Origin of the sequence: Caproicibacterium sp. BJN0003, from assembly GCF_026314295.1 — a bacterium.
Classification (GTDB): Bacteria; Bacillota; Clostridia; order Oscillospirales; family Acutalibacteraceae; genus Caproicibacterium.
Map to the genome: position 1 here is coordinate 1,245,534 of NZ_CP111108.1, position 26,061 is coordinate 1,271,594.

The 26,061-nt window shown below is 41.6% G+C and carries 22 protein-coding genes; 6 read left to right on the top strand and 16 right to left on the bottom strand.

Annotated features, from left to right (window positions below; translation table 11 throughout):
* The first annotated feature begins 42 nt into the window (after positions 1–42).
* Genes OP489_RS06260 through OP489_RS06270 form a run of 3 tightly spaced genes read left to right on the top strand, consistent with a single transcriptional unit; the run spans position 43 to position 4,843 of the window.
* Positions 43–1,596: a phosphatase gene (locus OP489_RS06260; protein ID WP_266161055.1), complete on the top strand. Its 1,554-nt coding sequence runs from the start codon at positions 43–45 to the stop codon at positions 1,594–1,596.
* Between the two features lie 20 nt (positions 1,597–1,616).
* Positions 1,617–3,719, top strand: coding sequence for an RNA degradosome polyphosphate kinase (locus OP489_RS06265; protein ID WP_266161056.1), 2,103 nt, complete (start codon positions 1,617–1,619; stop codon positions 3,717–3,719).
* A 38-nt stretch (positions 3,720–3,757) separates the two neighbouring features.
* On the top strand, positions 3,758–4,843 hold the full coding sequence (locus tag OP489_RS06270; protein WP_266161057.1) for a 6-phosphofructokinase: 1,086 nt from the start codon (positions 3,758–3,760) through the stop codon (positions 4,841–4,843).
* 88 nt (positions 4,844–4,931) lie between these two features.
* Here the strand turns inward: OP489_RS06270 and OP489_RS06275 are convergent, their stop codons facing one another.
* The 16 genes from OP489_RS06275 to OP489_RS06350 all read right to left on the bottom strand — a co-directional run bounded on the left by OP489_RS06275 (position 4,932) and on the right by OP489_RS06350 (position 23,720).
* Entirely contained in the window at positions 4,932–5,279 is a 348-nt protein-coding gene (locus tag OP489_RS06275; protein WP_266161058.1) for a ComEA family DNA-binding protein, read from the bottom strand.
* Positions 5,269–6,198 (bottom strand): RluA family pseudouridine synthase, encoded by a 930-nt coding sequence (locus OP489_RS06280; protein ID WP_266163489.1) that lies wholly within the window; start codon positions 6,196–6,198, stop codon positions 5,269–5,271. Before OP489_RS06280 ends, OP489_RS06275 begins: the two co-directional genes overlap by 11 nt.
* Positions 6,199–6,218: 20 nt before the next feature.
* Complete coding sequence (gene lspA / locus OP489_RS06285; RefSeq protein WP_266161059.1) at positions 6,219–6,710, bottom strand: signal peptidase II; 492 nt, start codon at positions 6,708–6,710, stop codon at positions 6,219–6,221.
* A gap of 70 nt (positions 6,711–6,780) precedes the next feature.
* A complete protein-coding gene (ileS, locus tag OP489_RS06290; protein ID WP_266161060.1) occupies positions 6,781–9,570 on the bottom strand; it encodes an isoleucine--tRNA ligase in 2,790 nt (929 codons plus the stop codon).
* A 66-nt stretch (positions 9,571–9,636) separates the two neighbouring features.
* The gene (locus OP489_RS06295; RefSeq protein ID WP_266161061.1) at positions 9,637–10,503 is read right to left on the bottom strand and encodes a DivIVA domain-containing protein; all 867 of its coding nucleotides are present in this window, start codon (positions 10,501–10,503) and stop codon (positions 9,637–9,639) included.
* A gap of 188 nt (positions 10,504–10,691) precedes the next feature.
* Positions 10,692–11,291, bottom strand: coding sequence for a YlmH/Sll1252 family protein (locus tag OP489_RS06300; protein WP_266161062.1), 600 nt, complete (start codon positions 11,289–11,291; stop codon positions 10,692–10,694).
* A 1-nt stretch (position 11,292) separates the two neighbouring features.
* Positions 11,293–11,796: a cell division protein SepF gene (locus OP489_RS06305; protein WP_266161063.1), complete on the bottom strand. Its 504-nt coding sequence runs from the start codon at positions 11,794–11,796 to the stop codon at positions 11,293–11,295.
* 14 nt (positions 11,797–11,810) lie between these two features.
* Entirely contained in the window at positions 11,811–12,560 is a 750-nt protein-coding gene (locus tag OP489_RS06310) for a YggS family pyridoxal phosphate-dependent enzyme (RefSeq protein WP_266161064.1), read from the bottom strand.
* The gene (locus OP489_RS06315) at positions 12,538–13,818 is read right to left on the bottom strand and encodes an HlyD family efflux transporter periplasmic adaptor subunit (protein WP_266161065.1); all 1,281 of its coding nucleotides are present in this window, start codon (positions 13,816–13,818) and stop codon (positions 12,538–12,540) included. Before OP489_RS06315 ends, OP489_RS06310 begins: the two co-directional genes overlap by 23 nt.
* On the bottom strand, positions 13,815–14,768 hold the full coding sequence (miaA, locus tag OP489_RS06320; protein ID WP_266161066.1) for a tRNA (adenosine(37)-N6)-dimethylallyltransferase MiaA: 954 nt from the start codon (positions 14,766–14,768) through the stop codon (positions 13,815–13,817). Before miaA ends, OP489_RS06315 begins: the two co-directional genes overlap by 4 nt.
* Before the next feature lie 84 nt (positions 14,769–14,852).
* Positions 14,853–16,772, bottom strand: coding sequence for a DNA mismatch repair endonuclease MutL (gene mutL, locus OP489_RS06325; RefSeq protein WP_266161067.1), 1,920 nt, complete (start codon positions 16,770–16,772; stop codon positions 14,853–14,855).
* A gap of 43 nt (positions 16,773–16,815) precedes the next feature.
* On the bottom strand, positions 16,816–19,434 hold the full coding sequence (gene mutS / locus OP489_RS06330; RefSeq protein WP_266161068.1) for a DNA mismatch repair protein MutS: 2,619 nt from the start codon (positions 19,432–19,434) through the stop codon (positions 16,816–16,818).
* 82 nt (positions 19,435–19,516) lie between these two features.
* On the bottom strand, positions 19,517–19,921 hold the full coding sequence (locus OP489_RS06335) for a YlbF family regulator (RefSeq protein WP_266161069.1): 405 nt from the start codon (positions 19,919–19,921) through the stop codon (positions 19,517–19,519).
* A gap of 69 nt (positions 19,922–19,990) precedes the next feature.
* Positions 19,991–21,394, bottom strand: coding sequence for a tRNA (N6-isopentenyl adenosine(37)-C2)-methylthiotransferase MiaB (gene miaB / locus OP489_RS06340; protein ID WP_266163490.1), 1,404 nt, complete (start codon positions 21,392–21,394; stop codon positions 19,991–19,993).
* 99 nt (positions 21,395–21,493) lie between these two features.
* Positions 21,494–22,456, bottom strand: coding sequence for a glycosyltransferase family 2 protein (locus OP489_RS06345; protein ID WP_266161070.1), 963 nt, complete (start codon positions 22,454–22,456; stop codon positions 21,494–21,496).
* A complete protein-coding gene (locus OP489_RS06350) occupies positions 22,449–23,720 on the bottom strand; it encodes an HlyC/CorC family transporter (protein WP_266161071.1) in 1,272 nt (423 codons plus the stop codon). Before OP489_RS06350 ends, OP489_RS06345 begins: the two co-directional genes overlap by 8 nt.
* A 334-nt stretch (positions 23,721–24,054) precedes the next feature.
* On the opposite strand from OP489_RS06350, the gene OP489_RS06355 reads away from it, so the two are divergent.
* From OP489_RS06355 to OP489_RS06365, 3 genes are read left to right on the top strand one after another with little or no spacing between them, the layout of a single operon-like run.
* Positions 24,055–24,429, top strand: coding sequence for a GntR family transcriptional regulator (locus OP489_RS06355; protein WP_266161072.1), 375 nt, complete (start codon positions 24,055–24,057; stop codon positions 24,427–24,429).
* A gap of 1 nt (position 24,430) precedes the next feature.
* Positions 24,431–25,291 (top strand): ABC transporter ATP-binding protein, encoded by an 861-nt coding sequence (locus OP489_RS06360; RefSeq protein ID WP_266161073.1) that lies wholly within the window; start codon positions 24,431–24,433, stop codon positions 25,289–25,291.
* Positions 25,291–25,932: an ABC-2 transporter permease gene (locus OP489_RS06365; RefSeq protein ID WP_266161074.1), complete on the top strand. Its 642-nt coding sequence runs from the start codon at positions 25,291–25,293 to the stop codon at positions 25,930–25,932. The genes OP489_RS06360 and OP489_RS06365 overlap by 1 nt, the downstream gene beginning before the upstream one ends.
* Positions 25,933–26,061 lie beyond the last annotated feature (129 nt).

The following is a 26,061-nucleotide window of genomic DNA, read 5'->3' on the forward strand; positions in this document are numbered from 1 at the left end:
TAATATATTATTATCGTAAAATAGAAATCAGGTGTGAATCGAATGGATAAAAAAAGAGCCGGAAAATGTGCCGCTGTTATCGACATCGGCTCCAGCATGCTTAAAATGCGAATTGCACAGCTGCAAAAGGGAAAAATCGTAGATCTCGATCGTCTGGAATATCCGATTCACCTCGGACATGAAGTCTTTACCGAAGGAAAAATTTCTTATGAAAGCTTAAGGGAACTCTCTTCCGCTTTAAACGGGTTCTCTTCTCTTTTAAAAGAATACGGTATTACACAATGTACTACCGTCGCCACCTCTGCCCTACGGGATTCAGAAAACCGCGCATATATTCTAGATCAGCTGAAAATTCATAATAATCTCTCCGTAAAAGTGCTGGAAGGCGATCAGGAAAAAAGCCGTATTTATTTTGAAATTCTTACCGTATTAAAAGATTCCCCTGATCTTTTACCCGGCAAATCTCTGATCTCCTATATTGGTTCCGGAACAATTGGACTAGCTCTCTATGATGGAGAAATCATGATTTCTTCTGAAAGCATTCCCATCGGCGCTCTAAAGCTGCATGATATGCTTGGCAGCATTCAAAATCTTACTGAAGATTTTCATACCGTTTTGGAAGAATATTTAGACAGTACTCTCGATCATGCAATCCGCCCACTCAGCGGTGAGGAAATTACCAACCTGATTTTAACTGGAAATGAAATTGAACAGATCGCATCTCTTTGCAATGTTAAAGCCCATGACGGACGTTATCTGCTGCCGGTGAAAAGTTTTAAAAAGCTTTATAAATCCATTCGTTCTTTAACTTCAGATCAAATTTCAATGCAGTATCAGATTACCCAAGAAGAAGCCGAACCGCTCTATTCTGCCCTTGCAATTTATATGAAATTAATTCGTTCCACAAAAGCTTTAAATATTATCTGTCCAAAAGTAGAACTATGGGACTCACTTCTTCGTGATCAGCTTTATCCAAAAATGAAAAATCTTTATGCGCAGCACATTCGTCAAAATGCAATCTCATGTGCCGAACGATTAGCTGCAAATTTCGATTATAATCCTAAGCATACTCAAGCTGTACGCTTATGCTCAGAAAAGATTTTCGATAAAACCAAATCTTTTCATGGCTTAGATAACAATAAAAAGCTGCTTTTAGACCTCGCCGCTATCCTGCACGACTGCGGACATTATGTGACAGCGAAACACCCCTTACGGGCCACTTATCACCTTTTACAGGACCTGAGTATTTATGGAATTACCCGTCAGGATCGCTTGATTACCGCTTTTATTGCAGGCTTTAGCGAATTTGATACACCAGATTTTTCACAGCCTGAATTTTTGGGCCTTCCTGAAGAAACGAAACTTGTGATTTCCAAACTGACGGCTATTTTTCGTCTGGCGAATGCGCTGGATAAATCCCATATGCAAAAAGCAATGGATATCAAGGTAAAAACAAATGGTGAAAAGATGACCGTGACTGCTTTCTGTAATGACAACTTTTATCTCGAACGATGGGCATTCGAACAATGCGCACCATTTTTTCAGGATGTCTTTGGAATTGAACCGGTCCTTGTCGTAAAAGAAACGTTTATTTGAATGGAGGCTGCAGCTGTTTTATGGAAAAGATGCCTTATTATAATCGTGAACTAAGCTGGGTCGATTTTAACTATCGGGTTTTGGAAGAAGCTTTTAAAAAAGAAAATCCGATCATGGAACGTATTCGTTTTCTTTCGATCACAGCCAGTAACCTCGATGAATTTTTTATGGTTCGTGTAGCAGGAGTTGTGGAACAAGTCCGCAGCAAATATCATGCAGAGGATTTAAGCGGTTTAACCCCACAAAAGCTTTTGGAAAAGCTCAATATCAAAATCCACGAATTCATGGAAAAACAATATTCCTGTTTGCATCGTTCCATCATTCCGGCTCTTAAAAAACTAAATATTTCATTTCTTACACCGGATGAAATGAATGAAGAACAGCTTTCGTTTCTTTCTAACTATTTTGAAAAAGTCCTTTTTCCTGTATTAACCCCGCTTGCAGTTGACCCCAGCCGCCCATTTCCACTTCTAGCCAACAAAAGTCTCAATGTAGCAATTCGCCTTGAAGGAAATGGAAAGCCCTATTTTGCAGTTGTACAGGTTCCCTCTATTCTTTCTCGCTATTTGGAACTACCCTCCCGGAATGGAAGCCGAGAATTTATTCTTCTTGAAAATTTAATCATTTATAAATTGGAAGAATTATTTGAAGCAAGTGATATTCGTGCTGCCTGTCCTTTTCGCATGACCAGAAACAGTGATCTTGAGATCGATGAAGGCGCCGAAGATCTGTTGGCAGAAATTCAAAAATCTATTAAGAAACGAAAACGTGGAAATCCAGTTCGGCTGGAACTTTTGCAAAAATGCGACCCGGAAACAAAATCGTTCCTGCTCGAAATGATTCATATCCGAAAAGATAACATCTACGAACTTCAAGGCCCGTTGGATTTAACATTCCTCTCCAAATTTGCAGATCTGCCCGGATTTGAGAGATATTGCTTCAAGCCAATCATACCAGTTTATCCTCCTGCTGATTTTTGGAACTATAAAAGTATTTTTGATGCAATCAGAGAAAAAGATCGCATGGTTCACCACCCTTATGAGAGTTTTGAAACCGTTGTTGATTTTGTACGTCAAGCCGCAGAAGATGAAAATGTGCTTGCTATTAAACAAACCCTCTATCGAGTCAGCGGTCATTCTCCGATTATTGCAGCGTTGATTCGTGCCGCTGAAAACGGGAAACAAGTAACCGTTTTAGTGGAACTGAAAGCACGTTTTGATGAAGAAAATAATATTCTCTGGGCAAAGAAACTGGAAGAAGCCGGCTGTCATGTTATTTATGGACTGGCAGGCCTCAAAACACACTGTAAAATTTTACTGGTTGTCCGAAGAGATGAAGATTGCATCCGTCGCTATGTTCATATGGGAACTGGAAATTATAATGATTCCACTGCAAAAATTTATACCGATATTGGTGTCTTTACCTGCAAGGAACCATTTGGAACAGACGCCAGCAGTCTTTTTAATGTATTGACAGGTTATTCTCGCCCACCGGAATATAATAAAATGCTGGTAGCTCCAAACGAACTGCGCGGATTTTTTGAATCTATGATTGAGCGCGAAACTCAAAATGCCCAAAATGGGCTTCCTTGCGGTATCACTGCAAAGGTAAATTCTCTTGTTGATCCCGAAATCATTTCTCTCCTTTATAAAGCTTCGCAGGCAGGAGTTCCGATTCACCTCATCGTACGCGGAATTTGCTGCTTGATCCCCGGTCTGCCTGGAGTCAGCGAGCATATTGAAGTCATCAGCATTATCGGGCAGCTTCTCGAACACAGCCGGATCTTTCGTTTTGAAAACGGAGGGACTCCAAAAATTTATATGGGAAGCGCAGACTGGATGAGCAGAAATCTTGACCGCCGTATAGAATTAGTCTTCCCAATTGAAGATGAAGAGTTAAAACAACGTGCATTTGGAATTCTTGATCTAATGTTAAATGATAATATTAATGCCAGAATGATGACTAACACAACAGAATATCATCATATCGACCGGCGTGGGAAAGTCCCCTGCAATTGTCAACGTGAATTCAGTAGGCTGGCACAGGAAGCTGTTGCAAAGTTGGAGATTCCTGATCGAGATCAACCTTTGAAACCAATTTTAAGCCCTGATTTTGATCGTTGATATCGTTTAAGTTTTCAATGAAAAGGATGTGATTTATTTTGCTGCGTGTAGGTATTCTAACGAGTGGAGGCGACTGTCAAGGACTTAATTCTGCAATCCGCGGAGTTGCCAAAGCACTTTACGTTCGATTCGACAGCCATGTAGAAATTTATGGAATTGCAGACGGATATCGTGGTCTAATCGAAGGAAACGCTCGGTTAATGAATCCAGAGGATTTTTCCGGGATCCTAACCCTAGGCGGTACAATTCTTGGGACCAGCCGTCAGCCTTTTAAAATGATGCGAGTCGTAGAAGATGACAGCGTTGATAAAGTAAAAAACATGAAAGAAAATTACAAGAAGCTCAAACTGGACTGCCTTGTAATTTTAGGTGGAAACGGAACCCATAAAACTGCAAATCTCCTGAGTCAAGAAGGACTTAATATTGTAACCCTCCCCAAAACGATTGATAACGATATCTGGGGAACCGAAATGACTTTTGGCTTTTACAGTGCCATGAATATTGCTACTAATGTTGTAGACTGCATCCATACCACTGCGACCTCTCATGGACGCGTATTTATCGTGGAAATTATGGGTCATAAAGTCGGCTGGCTTACTCTTTATGCAGGAGTAGCCGGCGGTGCTGACGTAATTTTGATCCCGGAGATCCCCTATGATATCGACGAGATTGCAGACACAATCCAACGGCGTAATAAAAACGGCAAGCGTTTTTCTATCCTTGCAGTAGCAGAAGGTGCCATTTCTAAAGAGGAAGCAGCCTTAAGCAAAAAGCAGCTCAAAGCTGCAAGAACTCTTGAGACTCAATATCCCTCCATCAGCTATCGGATTGCCGAAAGGCTTGGCCAAAAAACCGGTCAAGAAATTCGAGTAACGGTACCAGGTCATTTTCAGCGCGGCGGCAGTCCATGTCCTTATGACCGCGTCCTTTCCACCCGCTTTGGTACTGCAGCTGCAAATTTGATTGCAGAAAAAAAGTTTGGAAATATGGTAGCCCTGCAAAATGGAGCAATTATTCCGGTCCCCTTATCAGAAGTAGCCGGAAAATTAAAGCGTGTTCCATTAGACAGCGAAGTGATTCGCACTGCACGAGAAATTGGAATCTCTTTTGGAGATCATCCCTGAAAAATAACCATTCAAATTTGAGTGATAAAATACAACTGCAAATAAAAAAGGAACCAGCGTAAAAAGCTTGGTTCCTTTTTTATAACGATCATAAATCGATTTGGTTACGAATCTGATCAAATAGCTGATCACCGATTCCCCTTACATTTTTCAAATCTTCTATCGAAGTGAATTTTCCATGTGTTTCCCGATATTCTACAATTCTCTTCGCTAAAGCAGGGCCTATCCCATCTAATTCCTGTAATGCAGATTCCGATGCTGTATTTACATGAATTTTTCCGTTATAAGCACTTGAAACGTCCTGTACATCTGTCGCAACCTCTACAACAGACGGGCTAACATCGGGGACAAAGAATAAATTAAATCCGATACAGACTGCTGCCAAAATTGCTGCCAATCCAACCAGCACTTCTATCTCCCAATTTTCACGCTCCATATAAATTCTCCAGCTTTTTTAAAAACTCTTTAAAATAGAGCGGTAATTCTGAAGTAAATTCCATATATTTTCCACTTCTTGGATGAATAAATCCAATTGTCCGCGCATGCAGACACTGCCCATTAAGCCCTGGGACTGGATGCTTTGGACCATAAAGTGGATCTCCCGCAACCGGATGCCCTAAATAAGCCATATGAACCCGAATCTGATGAGTTCTTCCTGTTTCCAACTTCAAACGAACATGCGTAAACTGTGAATATCGTTTTAAAACAGTATAATGCGTAATCGCCGGTCTCGAATTTTTTTCTGTAACTGCCATCTTTTTTCTCTCGATCGGATGACGTCCAATCGGTTTGTCAATCGTGCCGGAATCTTCTTTCAGATTCCCATGCACGACTGCCTCATATAAACGTGTAAAGCTATGGACTTTAATTTGCTCTGCCAATTTTCGATGAGAATAATCATTCTTTGCAACAATTAATAATCCACTGGTATCTTTATCAATACGATGAACAATTCCAGGACGAATCACTCCATTGATTCCGGAAAGGCTATCTCCACAATGCGCCAAAAGCGCATTCACTAAGGTTCCATCATGATTTCCAGGTGCCGGATGCACCACCATTCCCTTGGGCTTATTAACGACCAACAAATCATCATCTTCATAGATGATTTCCAAAGGAATGTTTTCGGCCTTTACATTGAGTTGCTCCGGGTCCGGAATGAAAAGGTTTAGAATTTGTCCTTCTTTGAGAAGCTCTTTTTTTGAAAGCGATTCTCCTTTACATGTCACATTTCCCGATAAAATCAGCTTTTCCGCAGCTGATCTTGTGAGTTCTTCAACAGCTTGGCCTAAATACTTATCAAGCCTCTGTCCCGTCCCGGAATGATCAACAACTAATTCAATTTTCTTTCCCATCATACTTCTGCCTTCTCAAATTATTTATGGGCATATTCCCCTAAGAGCACATGAATTATGAAAAGAATTACCCCAGTAACGACACAAATATCTGCAAAATTAAACACCGGAGGGAAAAAGCTGAATTTTAAATAATCCACCACATATCCTAATCGGATTCGATCAATTAGATTTCCGATTCCTCCTCCCAAAACAAGGACACAGGCGACCCATGACCAAGCGTTTTGGGACTTATAAAATAGGATCATTCCAATAATTACGACACAAAGCAGTGAAGTAAATAGAATCAGAAACAACTGCTTATTTTCAAAAATACTAAAAGCAGCACCTCGATTTTCAAGATAAAACAAGGAAAAAATGTGAGAAATCACATTGATGCTCTTAATCGGTTTTACATTCTCAACAATTATCCATTTAATCCACTGATCGATCCCTGCTGCTAATCCTGCAAACACAAAAGCAAATAAACAAAGCAACGGTCTTTTATTTTTTGTTTTTGAAACAGAACCCATATTGTCTCACCCGTCTCTCTATAATAAAAGCGGAGCAGCAATTATCTGCCCCGCTTTTTAATTACTCGTTTTATCCAATCACATGGGCACAGCGCTCACAAAGATCAGGATGATCTGCATTTTTGCCAACCTCATCACTATACACCCAGCAACGTGCACATTTTTGACCTTCGGCATGTTTGACCGTAATGCTCAATCCCTGAAGTGCCACTTCCGTAAACTCTCCGGAACCGCCTTTCACGGTTTCCAACTGAGAAACAATCAATGCTGTTAAAAGCTCTTTTTTCTGTTCATTTACGAAATCATATAAATCTCCGTCACAGAACAACTGAACTTTCGCGTCCAGAGAAGAACCAATCACTTTCTCTTTTCGAGCAAGCTCCAGAGCCTTTTTCACATCATCACGAATTTCATGAATTCGATCCCATTTTGCAAGGAATGTTTCATCGACCTTAATACCAGAAGGCTGCGGAAATTCATTGAGTACAACATTTTCGGCATCTTCGCTTGCAAGATGCGGCATACTATGCCAGATCTCATCAGAAGTAAATGCCAAAATAGGCGAGATCAAACGGGACATTCCGCTAAGAATCCGGAACATAACTGTCTGCGCCGCACGGCGTGTATGACTATCCGCTTTTTCTGTATAAAGACGATCCTTACATACGTCCAGATAGAAGTTACTCATATCTACGACACAAAAATTATGGATTGCATGGTAGGCATTATGGAACTCTAATGTTTCATAGCCTTCTACCGTCTTTTTAATCAGTTCGTCAAATTTAATTAGTGCCCAGCGATCAAGGTCTTCCAACTCATTCATCGGAACCATATCATGATCCGGGTCAAAATCGCTCAAATTACCAAGAATAAAACGCGCTGTGTTGCGAATTTTACGGTAAGCATCAGAAAGCTGTTTAAGAATTTCCTTTGAAATACGGATATCCGCATGATAATCAGAAGATGCAACCCATAGGCGAAGAATATCCGCACCATACTGATCGACAATTTCCTGTGGGTTGATGCCGTTTCCAAGAGATTTACTCATCTTACGGCCTTCACCATCTACCACCCAGCCATGTGTGCAAACAGCTTTATAGGGAGCTTTTCCTCTCCATGCAACACTGGTGAGAAGACTAGACTGGAACCAACCGCGATACTGGTCAGCGCCTTCCAGATAAAGGTCAGCAGGCCAATGAAGTTCCGGGCGCTGATCAGCTACTGCTGCATGCGTAACTCCGGAATCAAACCAGACATCCATGATGTCGCTTTCTTTTGTAAACTCTCCGCAGCCACATTTTGCGCACTTGGTACCTTGTGGTAAAATCTGCTCAGCAGAAAGTTCATACCACGCGTCACTGCCTTTTTCACGGAACAAATCAGACACACGCTTCATAGCTTCTGCACTGATCAGCGGCTCCCCGCAATCTTTGCAATAAAAGATCGGAATCGGAACGCCCCAGCGGCGCTGACGAGAAATACACCAGTCATTTCTCTCTCGAACCATAGAGGTGATACGATCGCGCCCCCATTCAGGGATCCACTTTACTTTATTAATTTCCTCGACAGCCTGATCTTTAATGGCATCGATAGAACAGAACCACTGTTCTGTTGCACGGAACAAAACCGGCTTCTTGCAGCGCCAGCAATGCGGATATTGATGGATAATCTTCTGTGTTGCAAACATTGCCCCAATTTCCACTAAATAATCAGCAATCGCTTTATTTGCTTCTTTTGTGGAAAGTCCGGCAAAGCGCTCGCCTGCTTCACTCGTCAAATATCCATTTGCATCTACTGGAACAATAATCGGCAGATCGGGATAATTCTGACAGACATTATAGTCATCAATACCATGGCCAGGAGCTGTATGAACACATCCGGTACCACTTTCGAGCGTTACATGATTGCCCAAGATAATCGGAGAGACCCGGTCGAGGAACGGATGTTGTGTCTTAATGAGTTCCAAATCACTGCCCTTAAAAGTAGCAACTACTTTATAATCTGTAAGTCCTGCCTGTGCCATCACATTTTCATACAAAGCAGAGGCCATTACATAATAGTCTTTTCCACACTGAATCAGAGAATATTCAAAATCCGGGCCAAGGCAGATTGCCTCATTTGCAGGAATAGTCCAAGTCGTCGTTGTCCAGATCACAAAATAAGTATGAGAAAGATCAGCACCTTTTGCTGTAAAAAGGCCCTTATCATCAATCACACGGAATTTGACGAAAATAGAATCGCAAGGATCTTCTGCATATTCAATCTCTGCTTCTGCCAAAGCAGTCTTGCATTCCGGGCACCAATAGACAGGCTTTAATCCACGGTAAATTAATCCCTTTGTTGCCATATTGGAAAAGATTTCAATCTGCTTTGCTTCAAAATCATGAGTAAGGGTCACATAGGGATGCTCCCAATCTCCGATTCCACCCAAACGACGAAACTCTTCTCTTTGGTCGTTTAGATACCCCAGAGCAAATTCTCTGCAAAGTTTGCGCAGTTCCAAATTTGAAATTGTTGTGGAATTTCCGACCCCAGCTTTTTTGCGTGCTTTTAACTCTGTCGGAAGGCCATGTGTATCCCAACCTGGAACATAAGGCGCCTGAAAGCCTGACATATTCTTATAACGCACAATAATGTCTTTCAAAACTTTATTGAGTGCCGTCCCCAAATGAATATCTCCATTTGCATACGGAGGACCGTCATGCAGAACAAAAACGGGTTTCCCCTCATTTTTCTTCATAACTTTCTCATAAATATGATCCTGATTCCATTCCTGCAGCATAGTAGGCTCTTTTTTGGGCAATCCAGCCTGCATAGGGAATTTGGTCTTAGGCAAATTCAAGGTACTCTTATAATCCATAGGTTTCTATCTCCTCAATTAAAATCTCGCCACTGCGTAGAAAAAGGTACCGCATGATTCGGAAAGTTAGTTCTTCTTTCCGAAAATATCTTCTTCTGCATCAGTATCTACATCATATCCATCCCCAAATTTAATTTCATGGTGACGGTCTTTTGCTCTCTGAACATCCGGAACACTACCATCAAAACGTGGCGCTTCATTTGGCTGCAAAATATATTCACTTGGGACCTGATTCATCGCATTTTTATTTTCATCAACGGGAGAAAAGCTCACCGGTTCCGGCTGGCTTGGCTCTTTCTCTTCCTTTGGTTCCGCTATTTCTTGTGCTGTCTGCTGAGCTTCAGAAGCATTTTCACTGACAGTTTCCTCTGGTTCTTTCTCTTCAGGCAGTACTGTCCCTTCCTCTTTTTTAGCAGCATTTTTTTCCATTTTAGAAGCTGGTTTTTCCGAATGCGGAAGGGAATTGATCAATGTTAAATGCTGTTTATACATATCCAAAAGTTTGGAGCGAAAATCACTAACCTGACGTTTCATTTCGTCCAGACCTTCCTGCTGATCTTTTACCTGATTTTCAGCATCAGCAATAATCTTCTCCGCCTTCATATTTGCATCATTTAAAATCACTTCGGATTTATGGCGTGCTTCCCGTAAAGAAGCGTCGCCCAACTTTTGGGCACTGAGGAGAGCTGACTTTATGCCATCCTCTTCCTGCCGATACTCTTGAATTTTATCCGCTAAAACCTGAAGTTTTTTATCAAACTGTGCTTTTTCTTTTTCGGAAGCTTCTAGCTGATCATGCTGTTCGATTGTCTTTTTCATCAGCGTATCATAAGATTCCCGAATTTGATCGATAAAATTATCGACATCTTCCGCATTGTAGCCGCGGCCGGCCTTGCGAAAACTTACATTCACAATATCATTTAAAGATAGCATGAGATCGTCCTCCATTATTTATACATACTTTTTCCCTACGAAACTTAATCGTCCTTTTTTTGTAACAGGCCCTAGCCGGGTAATTTGATAACGTCCTTTTCCACGAATGGAAAGCAAATCACCTTCTTGCAATTCCTTCGATGAAGAAACCTGCACAAAATGATTTACTTCTACCCCTCCCTCAGCAATCATAGTCGCTGCTTTTCACGACTCATTCCAACCATAGCAGCAGTCAAACAATCAAGACGTGCAGAAGCAACTACGCCGTTAAGTTCTTGATAAGTATGTGCATGCGGCAGCGGCTTCTTGGCTCCTTCTGAAAGTTTGACTCCTACTCTGCCGACTTTTACAATTTGAGAAAGCAAAAAAGGTTTCAATTCTTCTCGGCAGAAAACAATTGCTCTTCCCTGTTCTACCAAAATATCTCCAATTGATTCCCGCTTTAATCCTGTCCCTAAAAATGCTCCCAAAAAATCACGATGCGACAAAGGATCGCATTGACGAAAAGAAGCAGTGACGGCACTAATTGGAAAAGCTTCTGGAGATGGCTCTAGAAAATCTGGAAATGCACCAAAAACTACACGCTCTGCTTCGGCGAAGCCTCCCCACAGCATATAGTTTTTAAAATAAGTGGATTCCATATATTGTCTTGAAACTGCTGCTGCCCGTTCATCTAAAAAGCCAACAAAATGTGCATAGCCTCTTTGTTGAGAAAGAGCAACCGCATCTTTTATTTTTGCAAGCAAAACCGCATCACCGGGCATCTGCTGCTTTGGGGAAAATGACATTTTAGAAGTATAAGCCGGTATTTTCCAGCTCGTCCATTACGTCTTCTCCCATCAAATCCACATTGTACGGAGTGATGATAAAGGTATTCGTCGCAACGCGCTTAATTTTTCCGCCATTGGCATATGCAACGCCGCTCAGAAAATCAATAATTCTTCTGGAAACATCTTTTTGTGTGTTTTCCAGATTTAGAACAACAGTGTGCATTTTTAAGAGCTCATCTGCAACAGAACAAGTCTCTTCTCCAAAATGTTCCGGACGAAATACCACTACCTGCAGCTGCGCAGTTGCATGAATATTTACTACTTTGTTGCTATCATCCCGTTTTTCTATATTACGGGGCACCTTATCATATTCCGGTGTCTCTGAGCGATGCTCACGAGTACGGGGAGCTGCAGCTGCATTGTTGTCGTCTTGCTGTTCCTCCCGCTCGTCATAATCATCATAATCATACTCGTCATCCGGCGGATTCCACATTTCTTTAAACTTTTGGATAAAACCAGCCATTGTGTAAAAACCTCCTACACGTTTTTCTTACTGTAATCTCGTGCACCGTAAAGCGCCGAGCCAATTCGCACCATATTAGCACCACATTCAATGGCGTCTGCATAATCTGCAGACATTCCCATTGATAAATAGTCCATAGAGACATTATCTAATTTTTTTCTGCTCATGTCAACAAAATATTCGTACATTTGTGAAAAGTAGTGCAAAGTTTCTTCTTTTTTAACATTTGCGGGTGGAATTGCCATCAATCCGCAAATCGAAATATTTGGGAGTTCTGAAATCTCTTCCAGCAACGATTCCAAATTTTCCGGCAATATACCTGATTTATTCTCTTCACGGCCAATATTCACTTCAATCAAAATTTTCGTCTGTACTTCTCTCTTCTGAGAAAGGCGGGAAATTTCCTTTGCGAGTTTCATACTGTCGACGCTTTGAATCATTTGTACACGCCCAACAAGGTATTTAATCTTATTTACCTGCAAATGCCCGATAAAATGGACTTGAGCTTTGTCTTTTTCATAAGCATCGTATTTATCCATCAATTCCTGAACTTTGTTTTCGCCGATGTAAGCAATTCCCTTTTCGATACTGTGATTGATGACTTCGACCGAAACTGTTTTCGTTGCAGCAAGCACTGTGATATCTGCTCGTGTTTTTCCAGCTTTTTGTGCTGCTGCCGTCACATTACGTTCAATCTCTTCAAGATTTTCTTCTACTGCGCGAAACCGTTCCTGTAAATTTTCAGTCGATAACTTTTCCATCATACAAATCGGTCCCTTCAATAATTACTTGATCATATTGTTTTACGGTATCATCCGTCATCAGCGCATCCGCACTTGGAGAAGGATCACAGTAAACATATGTCCCATCACCATAAAGCTGAACGATTTGGCAGAAGCGCATTTCAGTTCCATACATTACATAAACGCCCGGAACTTTTTGCGTTTGTTTTGTAACAGTTCCATCTGCCTGCTTAACATCCTTTGTCAAAGTTTCAAAGTGAATTGCTTTTTGACTGACCTGAATGCCGCTATATTGATTCACAGTAACCTCTGCGGTTTCTTTTCTCAAATTTACAAGGTTCGCATTCATTCTGTCACATTTTAAAATGATCGCCGCATCTGAATTTTCATCTTGCTGATTGATTGCCACTATCGTTGCCGGAATCTCATCAGCAGACGCAAAAGGAAAAGAAAGTGTTACCGTATTTTCCAATTTAAAACGATTTGCATCTTTTGCCGGAACTGTACAGGCAAAATACCAAAAAAAGTCATTGACGACCTTCCCTACCGTATGATCCTGTACCGTTCCTTTTGGATACTCTTTTTCCAGATCATCAGCCGTCAATGTGGTAACAGAATTGATCGGAAATAAATTCTCATATCCATCAACATGGCTGGAAAAGAAGCCTGCTTTATCGGTTGTAACCGTTCCAAGAGCCTGTCCATTGCTTGTCCCGCTAAGCTGTGTAATCTTTGTTTCAATTTCAGAAAGTCGGCTGGAGAAGTCCGGAGATTTTCCTGCAATAATTTGGCGTTTATTTAGCAGATACTGAAGTTGCTGTTTATCTGCCGTAATGCTGGTTCCGGATTCGGAATTGTTTAAAAGAGAAATCATCTGCTTTGAAATCTGCTGGCCAACTGTCTCTAAGCTGTCCGCATAGGAATTACCGGGATTTTGCAGATCGGTCAAAAGTTGTTTCTCGTTTTTAAGAGAATCCAGCTGATCTTTCGTTCCAGCTGTTGCCACACTGCTGTACGCAGTTGCTACTGTACCATTGCTTGATACACGGCCACCGTCGGAAACCGCATACTGCAAAACGCCGCCATAAGGATTCGTAATCACGTTTTCACTGCGAATGGCATATCCGGTTGCCTGTATTTTTTCAGAAACAGTCTTATAGAGCGCCTCTTCGGTCACTTGTTTTGCAAAATTGACCCGGTAAATTTGATAACCCAAAAAAGTAAAAATCAACAATGCAGCAAATGTTGCTACAATTTTTTTGATTTTAGGATTTGTCATTCTTTGTTAGCCCTCCAATTTGTCTCGAAAATATGCAGCGCAGCTTGACAAAGCGCCGTAAAATCAGGATAGTCTTCAATAAAAAGCCAATGTATCTTTTCTTCGCGGCGAAACCATGTCAACTGCCGTTTCGCATAATTTCTGGTATGCTGCTTTAAACAATCCACAGCTTCGGGCAAAGAACAGGTCCCTTCAAAATAAGGCTTTAATTCTTTATAACCAATCGCCTGAATCGCAGTGGACCCCTTCGCCTCACGAAACACTTTTTCGGCTTCTTCCAAAAGCCCTTGCTTCATCATTTGATCTACTCGCTCATTAATCCTTTGATAAAGGATCTCGCGGCTGCGAAAATTAAGTCCTATCATGCAGCAATCATATGGGCTAGGAATCATTCGAGACTCTTTTTCTCGCTCCTTAGCAGTTTTTCCCGTAGACTTCAAAAGCTCTAGTGCACGAATCACTCGAATCTCGTTATTCGGATGAATCTTCTCTGCAGCCTTCGCATCCAGTGTCTGCAGTTCTCGATACAGAAGATCACCCTCTCCTTTTTCCCAGCGCTTTTCTAGCGCAGTACGAAAAACATGATCTCCTACAGCCTGATCAAAATCAATATGATGTAAAAAGCTGCGAATATAAAGGCCCGTCCCACCGCACAACATTGGAAATTTTCCTCTGCTTCGCACCTCATTTACTGTTTGTTCCGCCAGCTTTACATAATCTGCTACACTAAAAGGCTGATCGAGCGGCAAAAATCCAATCAAATGGTGCGAAATGTTTTTCATTTCTTTCTGAGAAGGTTGTGCCGTTCCGATCGGAATTCCGTGATAAATTTGCATAGAATCCGCTGAAATCACTTCTCCGGAAAGGCTTTTACAAAGCGCAACCGCCAGCCGACTCTTTCCGGAAGCAGTTGGGCCTACAACTGCTCCAACTGGAATTCGTTCTGACAATCCCCTTTCCTCCTCCATAAACCTAAAATTTATGTAAACTCATATTATTGTAAACGGAAATTTAATAAAATGCAATAAAAAATTTCACTGAATTCTGCCAAACTGACGTTCCAAATCTTTTCGTTTTAAAACAATAGAAATCGGACGTCCATGTGGGCAATAACGAATGTCTGGATTTCTTTCCAGCCGCAGGGCCAAATCAGCAAGTTCCATCGGAGAACTCTCATCTCCCGCCTTGACCGCCGCTCGACAGGCAACATTGTGATAAAGCCAATCCTGCTTTTCAGTTGAAATATCCGTTTTATTTTGCGCAAGATATCCCGCCATCTCCATAACCGCAGAAGCTGCATCTTCAATTAATAAAATTGGCGCGCTTCGAATTAGAATGGTCCCGGTACCAAAGTCCTCCAACCCAAATCCGGCTTTTTCAAACATATCCAGATGATCAAGGACCGCCGCATATTCGTTCTTTTCCAACACAACGGGAATTGGCTGCAAAAGCATCTGCTGTGGAATGTCTCCGGCCTCACGGCGAAGTTTTTCATAAATCATACGCTCATGAGCCGCGTGCTTATCAATTAGTAAAAGCTCGTCTCCCCCTCGTTCGAGAATAATATAAGTTCCGAACGCTTCTCCCACAAGTTTCAATGTTTGCTGAGGAGACTGCGGCTGCTCTTTTTCTTTTTGCACTAGTGGCGCAGGACTTTCTTCCACCAGATTTTGCGAATCCGTTTCCTTTATTTTCTCTTCCTGCGGATTTCCAAAAGATATGGGTTTAGGCTCGTTTTCGGGAAGAGAGGACTGCAAGGCAGACTCCTGTGCATCTTTTTGCAGTGGAGCTCGATTACCATCTAAAAAAGCTTGAGAATAGAAATTTTGCTTTGAGTCCTGCAGGATAGTCGGGGCTGCTTTTTGAGCAATCTGCAGCTGCTCAACAGTTCTGGTCTGTTGATAAGGCGGTATGATCTGACTCGCCGCAGATTGTACAGGAGAAAATTTTAATACATTTGGTTTATCGCCTACATTCAGAGCCGATTTCACCGCGTGATAAACCGCATCGAAAACCGGTTTCTCCTGATAAAAGCGAACCTCCATTTTAGAAGGATGCACATTGACATCAACAGCAGAACAATCCATTTCAATATGCAGCACACAAGTTGGAAACTTACCAACCATAATAGACCCTTTAAATGCCTGCTCCAAAGAAACCATGGCTGTTTTTGATCGTACATAGCGGCCATTTAAAAAGAAATTCTGCATACTGCGATTTGGTCTGGAAGCCGTCGGTTTCCCGATAAATCCCCAAACGCGGACCCTATCAAGCGTATATTCCACCGGAATCAATCCGGAAGTAAATTCTCTTCCGTAAACAGCATAAATGGAATTTTTAAGTTTTCCATCCCCCGGTGTCTGAAGCGTTTCCTTTCCATCGCGCAAAAAACGAAAGCTAATATCCGGACGCGATAAAGCTTCATGATCAATAATAGAAGCTACTGCGTTTCCTTCCGTCACATCTTTTTTTAAGAATTTCATTCGGGCCGGTGTATTATAAAAAAGATCCCGCACTAAAATCGTCGTTCCAGAAGCACATCCGGCATCTTCGCAGACTTCTTTTTCTCCGCCGGAAATTACATAGCGGGTTCCCGCCAATTCTTCTTTTGTTCTGGTCAGCAATTCCACATGGGAAACTGCACAAATAGAAGCAAGTGCTTCTCCTCGAAACCCTAATGTTCCGATATGTTCCAAATCATTTTGTGAAAACACCTTACTGGTAGCGTGACGCAAAAAAGCATTCGAAACATCTTCCCGTGCAATTCCACAACCATTATCCGTAACCCGCATAAAGGTGACTCCGCCGTTTTTAATTTCCACAGTAACTGCAGAAGCTCCTGCATCTACCGCATTCTCTACCAGCTCTTTAATGACGGAGCTGGGGCGTTCAACAACTTCTCCTGCAGCAATTAATTCTGCCACATGTTTATCCAAAACATTGATTTTTGCCAATCTTTTCACCGTCCCTTTTGGTTGGCCTCATAGCTTTCATCTTTTATGTATCTTTTGCAAGTCTTGAAAGCTCAAACAGTTCATTCATACACTCAATTGGTGTCAGCGTATTGACATCCAGCTGCTTGAGTTTCTCCATCACTTTTGATTCCTCTGAGGGCATCAGCGACAGCTGCATGGAATCGTCTGCTTTTGTCTGCACCTTTTTCTTTTCAGAAGCCGGCAATGAGATCATTTGACCATCATTGATCTGCTTCAGAATTTCTTTTGCTCTGCGGACAATCTTATTGGGTACCCCCGCTAATTTCGCAACTTCAATTCCATAACTGTCATCCGCACCGCCGCGGACAATTCTCCTCAAAAAAGTAATGTCGTCTCCATGCTTTTTGCAGGCAATATTATAATTTTTAACGCCCGGCAAAAGTTCTTCCAACTCCGTTAATTCATGATAATGTGTTGCAAATAAGGCCTTTGCACCAAGTGTTTTGGGATCTGCTACAAATTCCAGAACCGCCCTTGCAATGCTCATTCCATCAAATGTAGAAGTTCCTCTTCCGATTTCATCCAAAATCAAAAGGCTGTTGGAAGTTGCATGCTTTAGAATATCTGCAACTTCGGACATCTCTACCATAAATGTAGACTGCCCGGCAGCAAGGTCATCCGAAGCGCCGACTCTGGTATAAATTGCATCCGTAATGCCGATTTCCGCATAAGAAGCCGGCACAAAGCAGCCGATCTGTGCCATCAAAACGATCAGCGCCACCTGTCGCATATAAGTAGATTTTCCCGCCATATTGGGACCCGTTATAATGGCTACCCGATTCTCTTTTTTGTCAAAATTCGCATCATTGGGAACAAAAGGGACATCAGAAAGCTGCTCAACAACCGGATGACGACTTTCTTTCAGAATAATCTTTCCGTCAAGGTTTACGATCGGACGGACATAATGATGATCACAACTGACCTGTGCAAAGGAATTGAGCACATCCAATTTTGCGATTGCCTCCGCCGTTTTCTGAACCCGATCTATCTGCGCCGCGACCGTCGAACGGACTTCGTCAAACAGATGATACTCAAGCTGCACACTTTTATCATGAGCACCAAGAATTCTTCCCTCTAATTCTTTTAGCTCCGGCGTAATAAAACGCTCACAGTTTGTCAGTGTCTGTTTCCGAATATAGTGATCAGGTGCCATATCCTTATAGGCATTTGGGATCTCAATATAATAACCGAACACTCGATTATAGCCTACTTTTAATTTCGGAATCTTATTTTTCTCTTTCTCCTGTGCCTCAATCTGGGCCAAAACACCGTGCCCATTTGTCATATCATTCTTAAGGCTGTCCAGCTCTTCATTAAATCCAGGTTTGATCATTCCGCCTTCCCGGATAGAAAAAGGAGGTTCTTCCACAATTGCACGGTCGATCAACGCCTGAATATCATCAAGTGGATCAATTTCACGATAGATATCGCAGAGCATGTCCGAATGAACATCTGAAAGCATCTTTTTGATTCTAGGAAGCTTTTCCGCAGCAGACGCCAAAGAGCGCAGTTCTCGGCCATTTGCACTGCCGTAAACGATTCTGCTCATGAGCCGTTCCAAATCATGAATGCCTTCTAGCTCTTCAGAAAGGGTTCCCCTAAAAATAGCGTCTTTGCAGAGTTCCTCAACTGCATTTAGCCTGCGGCTGATTCTGGCAGGACTCAAAAGAGGCTGTTCGATCCAGCTGCGGATCAGACGTTTTCCCATTGCCGTCTTCGTCTTATCCAACACCCACAAAAGGGAACCGCGCTTTTCTTTATTCCGCATGGTCTCTAAAAGTTCCAGATTTCTTCTGGCATTGAGATCCAGCTTCATATATTGGCTGCCGCTGTAAATTTGCGGCTGCGAAATTCGCTCAATTCCTGTTCTTTGCGTCTCTTCCAGATAGGAAAGCAATGCGCCTATGGCTGCTGTAATCTCCGGCTGATCCTGAAGTTTTAATTCGTCAAGATTTTCTTTATGAAACTGATGAAGAACTTTGGAGGCCACAATATCCGGAAGATAGCGATCATCTTCCAGTACCTCGACACTGGCGGAAATTCTCTCTTTTAAAAAGGCAGATAATCCTTTCAATTTGGCCGCTTCGGAATTTAAAAGAACTTCTTTTGGACTATAGCGGGAAATTTCTTCTCGAATAGACTCCTCAAAAGACTTTTCAAGGCGGGTCGCATAAAGCTCACCGGTAGAAATATCCGAAAAACAGATTCCTGCTTGATCTTTCGCAAGAAATACAGAGGAAATAAAATTATTCTTTGTTTCGTCCAACATACTGCTCTCTAATACAGTACCAGGCGTTACGACACGAATAATGGAACGTTTAACCAATCCTTTCGCCAATGCCGGATCTTCCATCTGCTCACAGATTGCGACTTTATATCCTTTTGCCACCAATTTGGCAAGGTAGGGTTCATAGCTGTGAAAGGGAACTCCGCACATCGGAGCACGCTCTTCCTGTCCACAGTCCCGTCCGGTTAAAGTCAGGTCCAGTTCTTTCGATGCCAAAACGGCATCATCATAGAACATCTCATAAAAGTCTCCCAGACGAAAAAACAGGATCGCATCCGGATACTGTTCTTTAATTTGGTAATACTGCTGCATCATTGGCGACAAATCGGCCATTCCCTTAGTTCCTCCGTTTCTAATAATCAAACACAAAAAGCGGACACGTTTTTATCATGTGCCCGCTTTTTTAAAAATTCGATTAGTGACAACCACCGCAGGTGGAGCAGTTGTGAGTACAATTCTCTTCATAATCGGCAGTGTCCGGATTGGCACCAGCTGCACACTGATCCAGAATTGCTTTGATTCGTTTTAGAAGAAGATCGAGCTCTTGGTTCGCGTTATTGTACGCGGTCATATGCTCATTCTGCATCACTTTTTCATAAACAGAGGTGAGCTGCTCATTAAGTTCCTGCATCTTTTTCTGATCCTGATCCGGGTCATTCATCATATTGCTCAGGTTCATGCGCGTCAGATTGAAATCTCCGATCATCTTTTGAAGTTCCTCGTCTTTATCACAGGCTGCGCTTGTTTCACGCAAAGCCTTGTAACGCGGATCTTCCTGAATGGTACGGCCAAGTTGTCTTGTAAGTTCAATGATTTCCATGATGTTCTCCTTTTTAAAATGAATTTTAATTTTTTATGGGTATATGAAAAATAAACAAGAAACGATAAATTAAATAATTTTTCCTTCTAAAATCCAGTTGCGCGCCTTCGTTACACGCACATTCTGAAAAGTTCCGCAAAGTTCCCGGCTTCCCGGAAAATCGACAATGATATTTCCACCGGTTCTCCCCGAAAGCAAGAAAGGCTTTTTTTGCTCTTCTTCTACCAAAACGCGTTCCACAGAGCCAACTTTTTTCGCACTGTGTACCGCAGCAATTTCTTCCTGCTTTTTACAAAGTTCCTGAAACCACTTGCTTTTTTCTTCTGCAGAAATCGGATCTGGGAGGGAAGCCGCCCGTGTACCGACTCTCGGCGAATAAATAAACGTGAAAAGGCTGGTAAAACCGACTTCTTCAATTAAAGAAACCGTATCCAAAAATTCCGGATACGTCTCCCCCGGGAATCCGACAATCACATCACTAGTTAAGGAAAGATCCGGCATTACTTTTTTTGCGTAATGAATCAGTTCCAGATATTGTGTCCTATTATAATGACGATTCATTTCCTTTAAAACGCGATCATTTCCTGACTGAAACGGAAGATGCAGATGATGTGCAATGTGTGTTCCGTTCGCCATTACGTCCAAAAGTTCATGGGTACAATCCTTCGGATGACTCGTCATAAAGCGAATCCGGTAATCTCCCGGTATCTCGTCCAATTTTTTTAAAAGGCCTGCAAAATTCAATCCGCAGTCCGGATTTTTTCCATAGGAATTAACATTCTGACCCAAAAGCGTAATATCTTTATAGCCGCTTTGGACCAATTCCTGAAACTCTTTTATCACCGCTTCGGGAGTCCGGCTGCGTTCTCTTCCCCGAACATACGGGACTACACAATAGGAACAGAAATTATCACAGCCATACATAATTGTCAGCCATGCTTTTACTTTTCCATCCCGCCTGACGGGAAGACCTTCCATAATCTCTCGGTCTTCGCTATCATCTCCACGAGAAAAGACACGGTGATGATCAGTCAGACAATGAAACAATAACTCCGGAAAGCGATGGATCACATGCGTTCCAAACACAAGATCCACATAAGGAAAACTTTCCCGAATCCTTTTCGCAACATGCTCTTGTTCCATCATACAACCGCACAGTGCAATGATAAGCTGAGGGTTGCGGCGCTTAATATTCTTTAAAGCTCCGACATTCCCAAAGACACGATCTTCCGCGTGTTCTCTGACAGCACAAGTATTAAAAAGAATAAGGTCAGCTTCTTTAGGATCTTTTGTAAAGCCAAAACCCATCTCTTGCAGCATACCTTCTATTTTTTCGCTATCTGCAACATTCTGCTGACAGCCATAGGTATGCACCATGGCAAGCGGCATCTCTTTGCGAGTCCGCGCTCTCATGATTTCTTTTAGCTGTTGAATCCATAAATTCTGATACTGCAAAGAAAATTGCTGTGCCATCTCCGTCAAGTTTTAAGTCTCCCCCATATGGTATTCTCTTGTTTGTCGATTATACCATAATCGGCAAAATCCTGCAAGAAAAGAAACTGTAAACAATTTCTAATTCTGCTTTTGCGGACGATATAATTTTGGAAATCGTTTCCATAGAAAAATCTGCTTTTGAAGATTTTTGGGCGTATACTTTCCTGTCTTTAAATAGCGATAATATCCCCTTTTCTTCAAGAAGGTAAGAATCGCTCCATGACTAAGCTTCTCACGCAGCAATATATCCACACAATTAATGACAGTCTGCGGAAGCTTTCTCTGACGAAACAGCGCAATTAATTCTTTTTGATTGCTATGTTCCGTCTCCAAAATTTCTAAGATTCGTTCCATAGCAGAAATTCGCTGAAAAATCATTTCTCCAAAATTTTTCTGCTTTTCTCTGCGCAATTCACACTCACGGTCACGAGTTAAAAGCACCGGAGCTTCCCGAATCGTTCCAGCCGAAAGGAAACAACGTAATAAGAATTCTTCTGAATAACCAAAGCTGCACTCATCATTTAAATAAATCTGCTGTTCCAAAAGGAACGCTTTCCTTAGAAAGATCGCCGAAATATCTATTGGAAGTTCATCTTCCAAGATTTTTCTTACGCACTCTATTCCAGAAAGATTCTCCGGATGCTTTCTTTGATGGAGCCGATTCATTTCCACTTGTGACATCGTGCCAAAAACCAAGTCGACTGTTCCCTCTCCTGCAGCCTTAACATATGTGGGCAGATAGTTTTTATAAAGTCTGCGGGCAAATAAGAAAGTAATATAAGTTCCGCCGGCCCTCATAATTCCAGTATTCAGCGCAGAAGAAACCGTTGTCTTTCCATTTTGAACGACGCTGCCGCGAAGATGAAGTTCCGATAAAAGCTGCAGTGCTTTCAGAATCGTTCGGTCCGAAGATCCCATATCTACAATAATAAATTCTGTGTTCAGATTTTCTGTCTGCTCTTTTTCTCTGCACAGAATCCCTTCGATCTCCTTTTCCAGATTCAATACAGGAAAAACAATCGAAGTCATTGCATCAATCATTTTTCTTGCCTCCTTCTGCCTTTTCAGGCTGCTGCAAAATAACCTGTACTGCATGGCGTGAAGTTGTCTTTGTAACGGTAATGCGATTTTCCCGATAAGTGAAACTGTCCCCGATCGCCGGAACTTTTCCAAGATGCTCCATTACCCAGCCATTGACCGTTACATAATCGAAGTTTTCAGCGGAAAGTGGGAAATGGAAGAATTTAAAAAAGTCATCCAGATCGGCGCTGCAATCCACTGCATAACGCTTCTCCCCGATTTTTTTGAAATACTCGACGACAACATCATGTTCGTCCCAGATGTCTCCCACCAATTCCTCCAAAATATCTTCCATCGTAATGATCCCCTCTGTCCCACCAAATTCATCCACTACAACAGCCATATGAGTCTTTGACTGCTGCAGCTGACGCAAAAGATCACTGATATGGATTCCGGAACCAATATAAATAACGCTTTTAACGATGCCTTCAATCGAAGTCATTCCGGTATGAAGCCCCCTAAAATAATCCTTTTCGTGAATCATACCAATAATATTATCGATTGACTCCTCATAGACCGGAATTCTTGAAAAGCCGTGATTCATAAACAAATCGGTGATTTCATCCAGAGGAGTTTCCTTTTCTATCGCAACCACATCAACGCGCGGCGTCAAAATATCTCCTGCATCCAAATCGTTAAATTCAATCGCAGAACGAATTAATTCTCCATTATGTTCATCGATTCCACCATCATTCTGCGCTTCATCAACAATCGTCATCAATTCTTCCTGCGTCATCACATCGGACTCTTTATGCTTAAAAAGATGACTTAAAATACGCTTCCACTGCATAAACAGAAAGTTAAGCGGGGTAAACAAAACCATCAGAAACTTTAAAAAAGGCGCCGACTGCAAAACAATTTGCATAGAATTTTCTTTTGCAAGACTCTTTGGCGATATCTCACCAAAAACCAGCACCACAATCGTCATAACAACCGTTGAAATCGTTACTCCGTTATCTAAAAAAAAGCGAGTAAACAAAACTGCAGCAAGAGAAGCGGAAAGAATATTAACAATATTATTTCCGGCTAAAATAGTGGAAAGAAGCCGATCATAATCTTCTACAATCGAATAAGCCAACTTTGCTCTGCGATTGCCGTCTGCGGCTATTGTTTTTAACTTTGTACGGTTTACCATACTATAAGCCGTTTCGGTTCCGGAAAAAAACGCAGAAAATATAATACAAATAATAATTCCAACTAATTCTTCTATACTTGCGTTGTCCATGCTTTTACTCCTAATTGACAGACATTTGGATTTTATGAATAACCATCTACTTTTATACTCTATCAGAATCTTTTTTTAAATGCAACTGAGAAAGTATGAAAATCATCTTACAGATAAAAAAAGCGGAACAGGAGGCTTACGACGCAGGAAGAAAGAACGTTGAGACAGACTGCATCAAAAAGCCATCTACGCCGTAAGAAAATTATTCCCGCAACTTATTTTATCAACCACAGAATTGTGCTAAAGTCAGTATTCTAAAAATTTATTGACAATAATGCGATGTAAGTGTATAGTGTGCATGTAATAACATCACATTGCATAAGGAAGTGAGCTTGTGAAAATTATTATCTCAAACACTGCCGATAGTCCGCTCTATCAGCAAATTGAAGATCAGATAAAGGATGCCATTCTCAAGGGAGATTTGGTTGAAGGAGATCCGCTGCCTTCTATCAGAGGTTTTGCCAACGATTTAAAGGTCAGTGTTTTAACCATTAGGCGGGTCTACGAGGAATTGGAGCAGGAAGGTTTTGTCACAAGTCAGGTAGGCATCGGGACCTTCGTAACTGCAAGCAATATTGACTTGCTTCGTGATTCAAAACGTCGTATTGTCGAGCAAAAAATGCAAGATATGATACAGACTGCAAAGTCGCTGAATATCACGAAAGAAGAACTGAATGCTATGATGGACATTTTATACGAGGGTGACTGAAATGACTAATATATTAGAAGTAACGGGTTTAAACAAGTCTTACGGTGATTTTTCGCTATCGAATGTAACTTTTTCCTTACCGGAGGATTGCATTACCGGATTTATTGGTGTAAATGGGGCAGGAAAAACGACGACGCTTCGTTCCATTTTGAGACTGGCCACAAATGCGTCCGGCAGCATAAAGCTTTTTGGGCTAGATATGGAAAAGCATGAACACGAACTGAAAAATCGCATCGGTGTTGTAATGGACAACGGCGGTTTCTATGATGAACTCACCATGTCTGAAATGAAAAACATTATAGCCCCCGCCTACTCTTCGTGGAGTGAACAGGATTATAAAGGCTACATGGATCGTTTTTCTCTTAATCAGAAGCAAAAAATCAACACACTTTCAAAAGGCATGCGGATGAAATATGCTCTTGCGCTTGCCCTTTCCCATAAAGCGGAACTTCTGATCATGGATGAACCTACCAGCGGTCTCGACCCACTAATCCGGAGCCAACTGCTCACGATACTGGCAAACTATATGAAGGAAGGCGGCAAAGGCGTTTTCTTTTCGACACATATCACATCTGACCTTGAGAAGATCGCCGACATGCTTATTATGATCGACCACGGTAAGATTGTTTTTCAAGAAGAAAAGGATACTCTCTTAGAGAGCTATCGAGTGGTTAAAGGAGATACAAAAGAACTGGACCAAGAGAATCGGAAGCTTTTTCAAAGTATCAAAACGACGGATTTTGGCTTTACAGGAGTTACCAATCAAATTAAAAAAGTACAGGAATGTCTGCCGGAAATTGTCATTGAAAGACCTACAATCGAAGATATTATGCTCGGCAATATTGAGGGGGACAAGGAATAATGTTACTTCATCTGATAAAAAAGGATTTTGTAATCGCTAAAAAATATGTTTGGCTTATGTTCATAGTCGTTCTCTTGATCCCACCGTTTATTTTGTGGCGTATGCCGGAGCTGGCAGGCTCCATCAGTTTTGTGATCTCCGCTGTATTTGCCGTATTCATGCTTTTAATGTATGTTTCCATGAAGGAGTTCCAATACCCGAAAGCGTCGGTCATGTTATGTGCGACCCCTTATCCGCGCAGTTTGATTGTTATGTCAAAATACGGCTTCTGCGTGGTGATCTTTGCCGCCTGCTGCGTAATTTATTGGATTGAAACGCTGCTTCTTCCGGAACTTGAAAATTTTAATTTTGAAATGGTGATGGCCGCTTTTGTTGGCATATCTCTGCTCATCAGTATCTACCTTCCGATCCAATTTAAAGTTGGATATGAAAAAACAAAATTTTTCTTTATTGTTGTTTTTATGGCTTCTCCAATTCTGCTCCCACAGCTATTAAAGATAAATGGGAATCGCTACTTGGCTGTCATCCAATTAACTTCTGTTGCACTTTTTTGTGTGATAGCTGCATTGGTCAGTTTGGCTTTTCTTGCTGTATCCATATTAATCAGCATTAAGATATATAGTAAAAAAGATTTGATATAGTGTGATGCTTTAAAAGGAGAACCTGCTTTATGCCATATTTTCCAGACTGGATGGTAGCCATATTTGTAATCCTACCCATTATCAATCTTATTTAAAGCTGGAAAAAAGAAAAAATAATTAAAGGCAGCG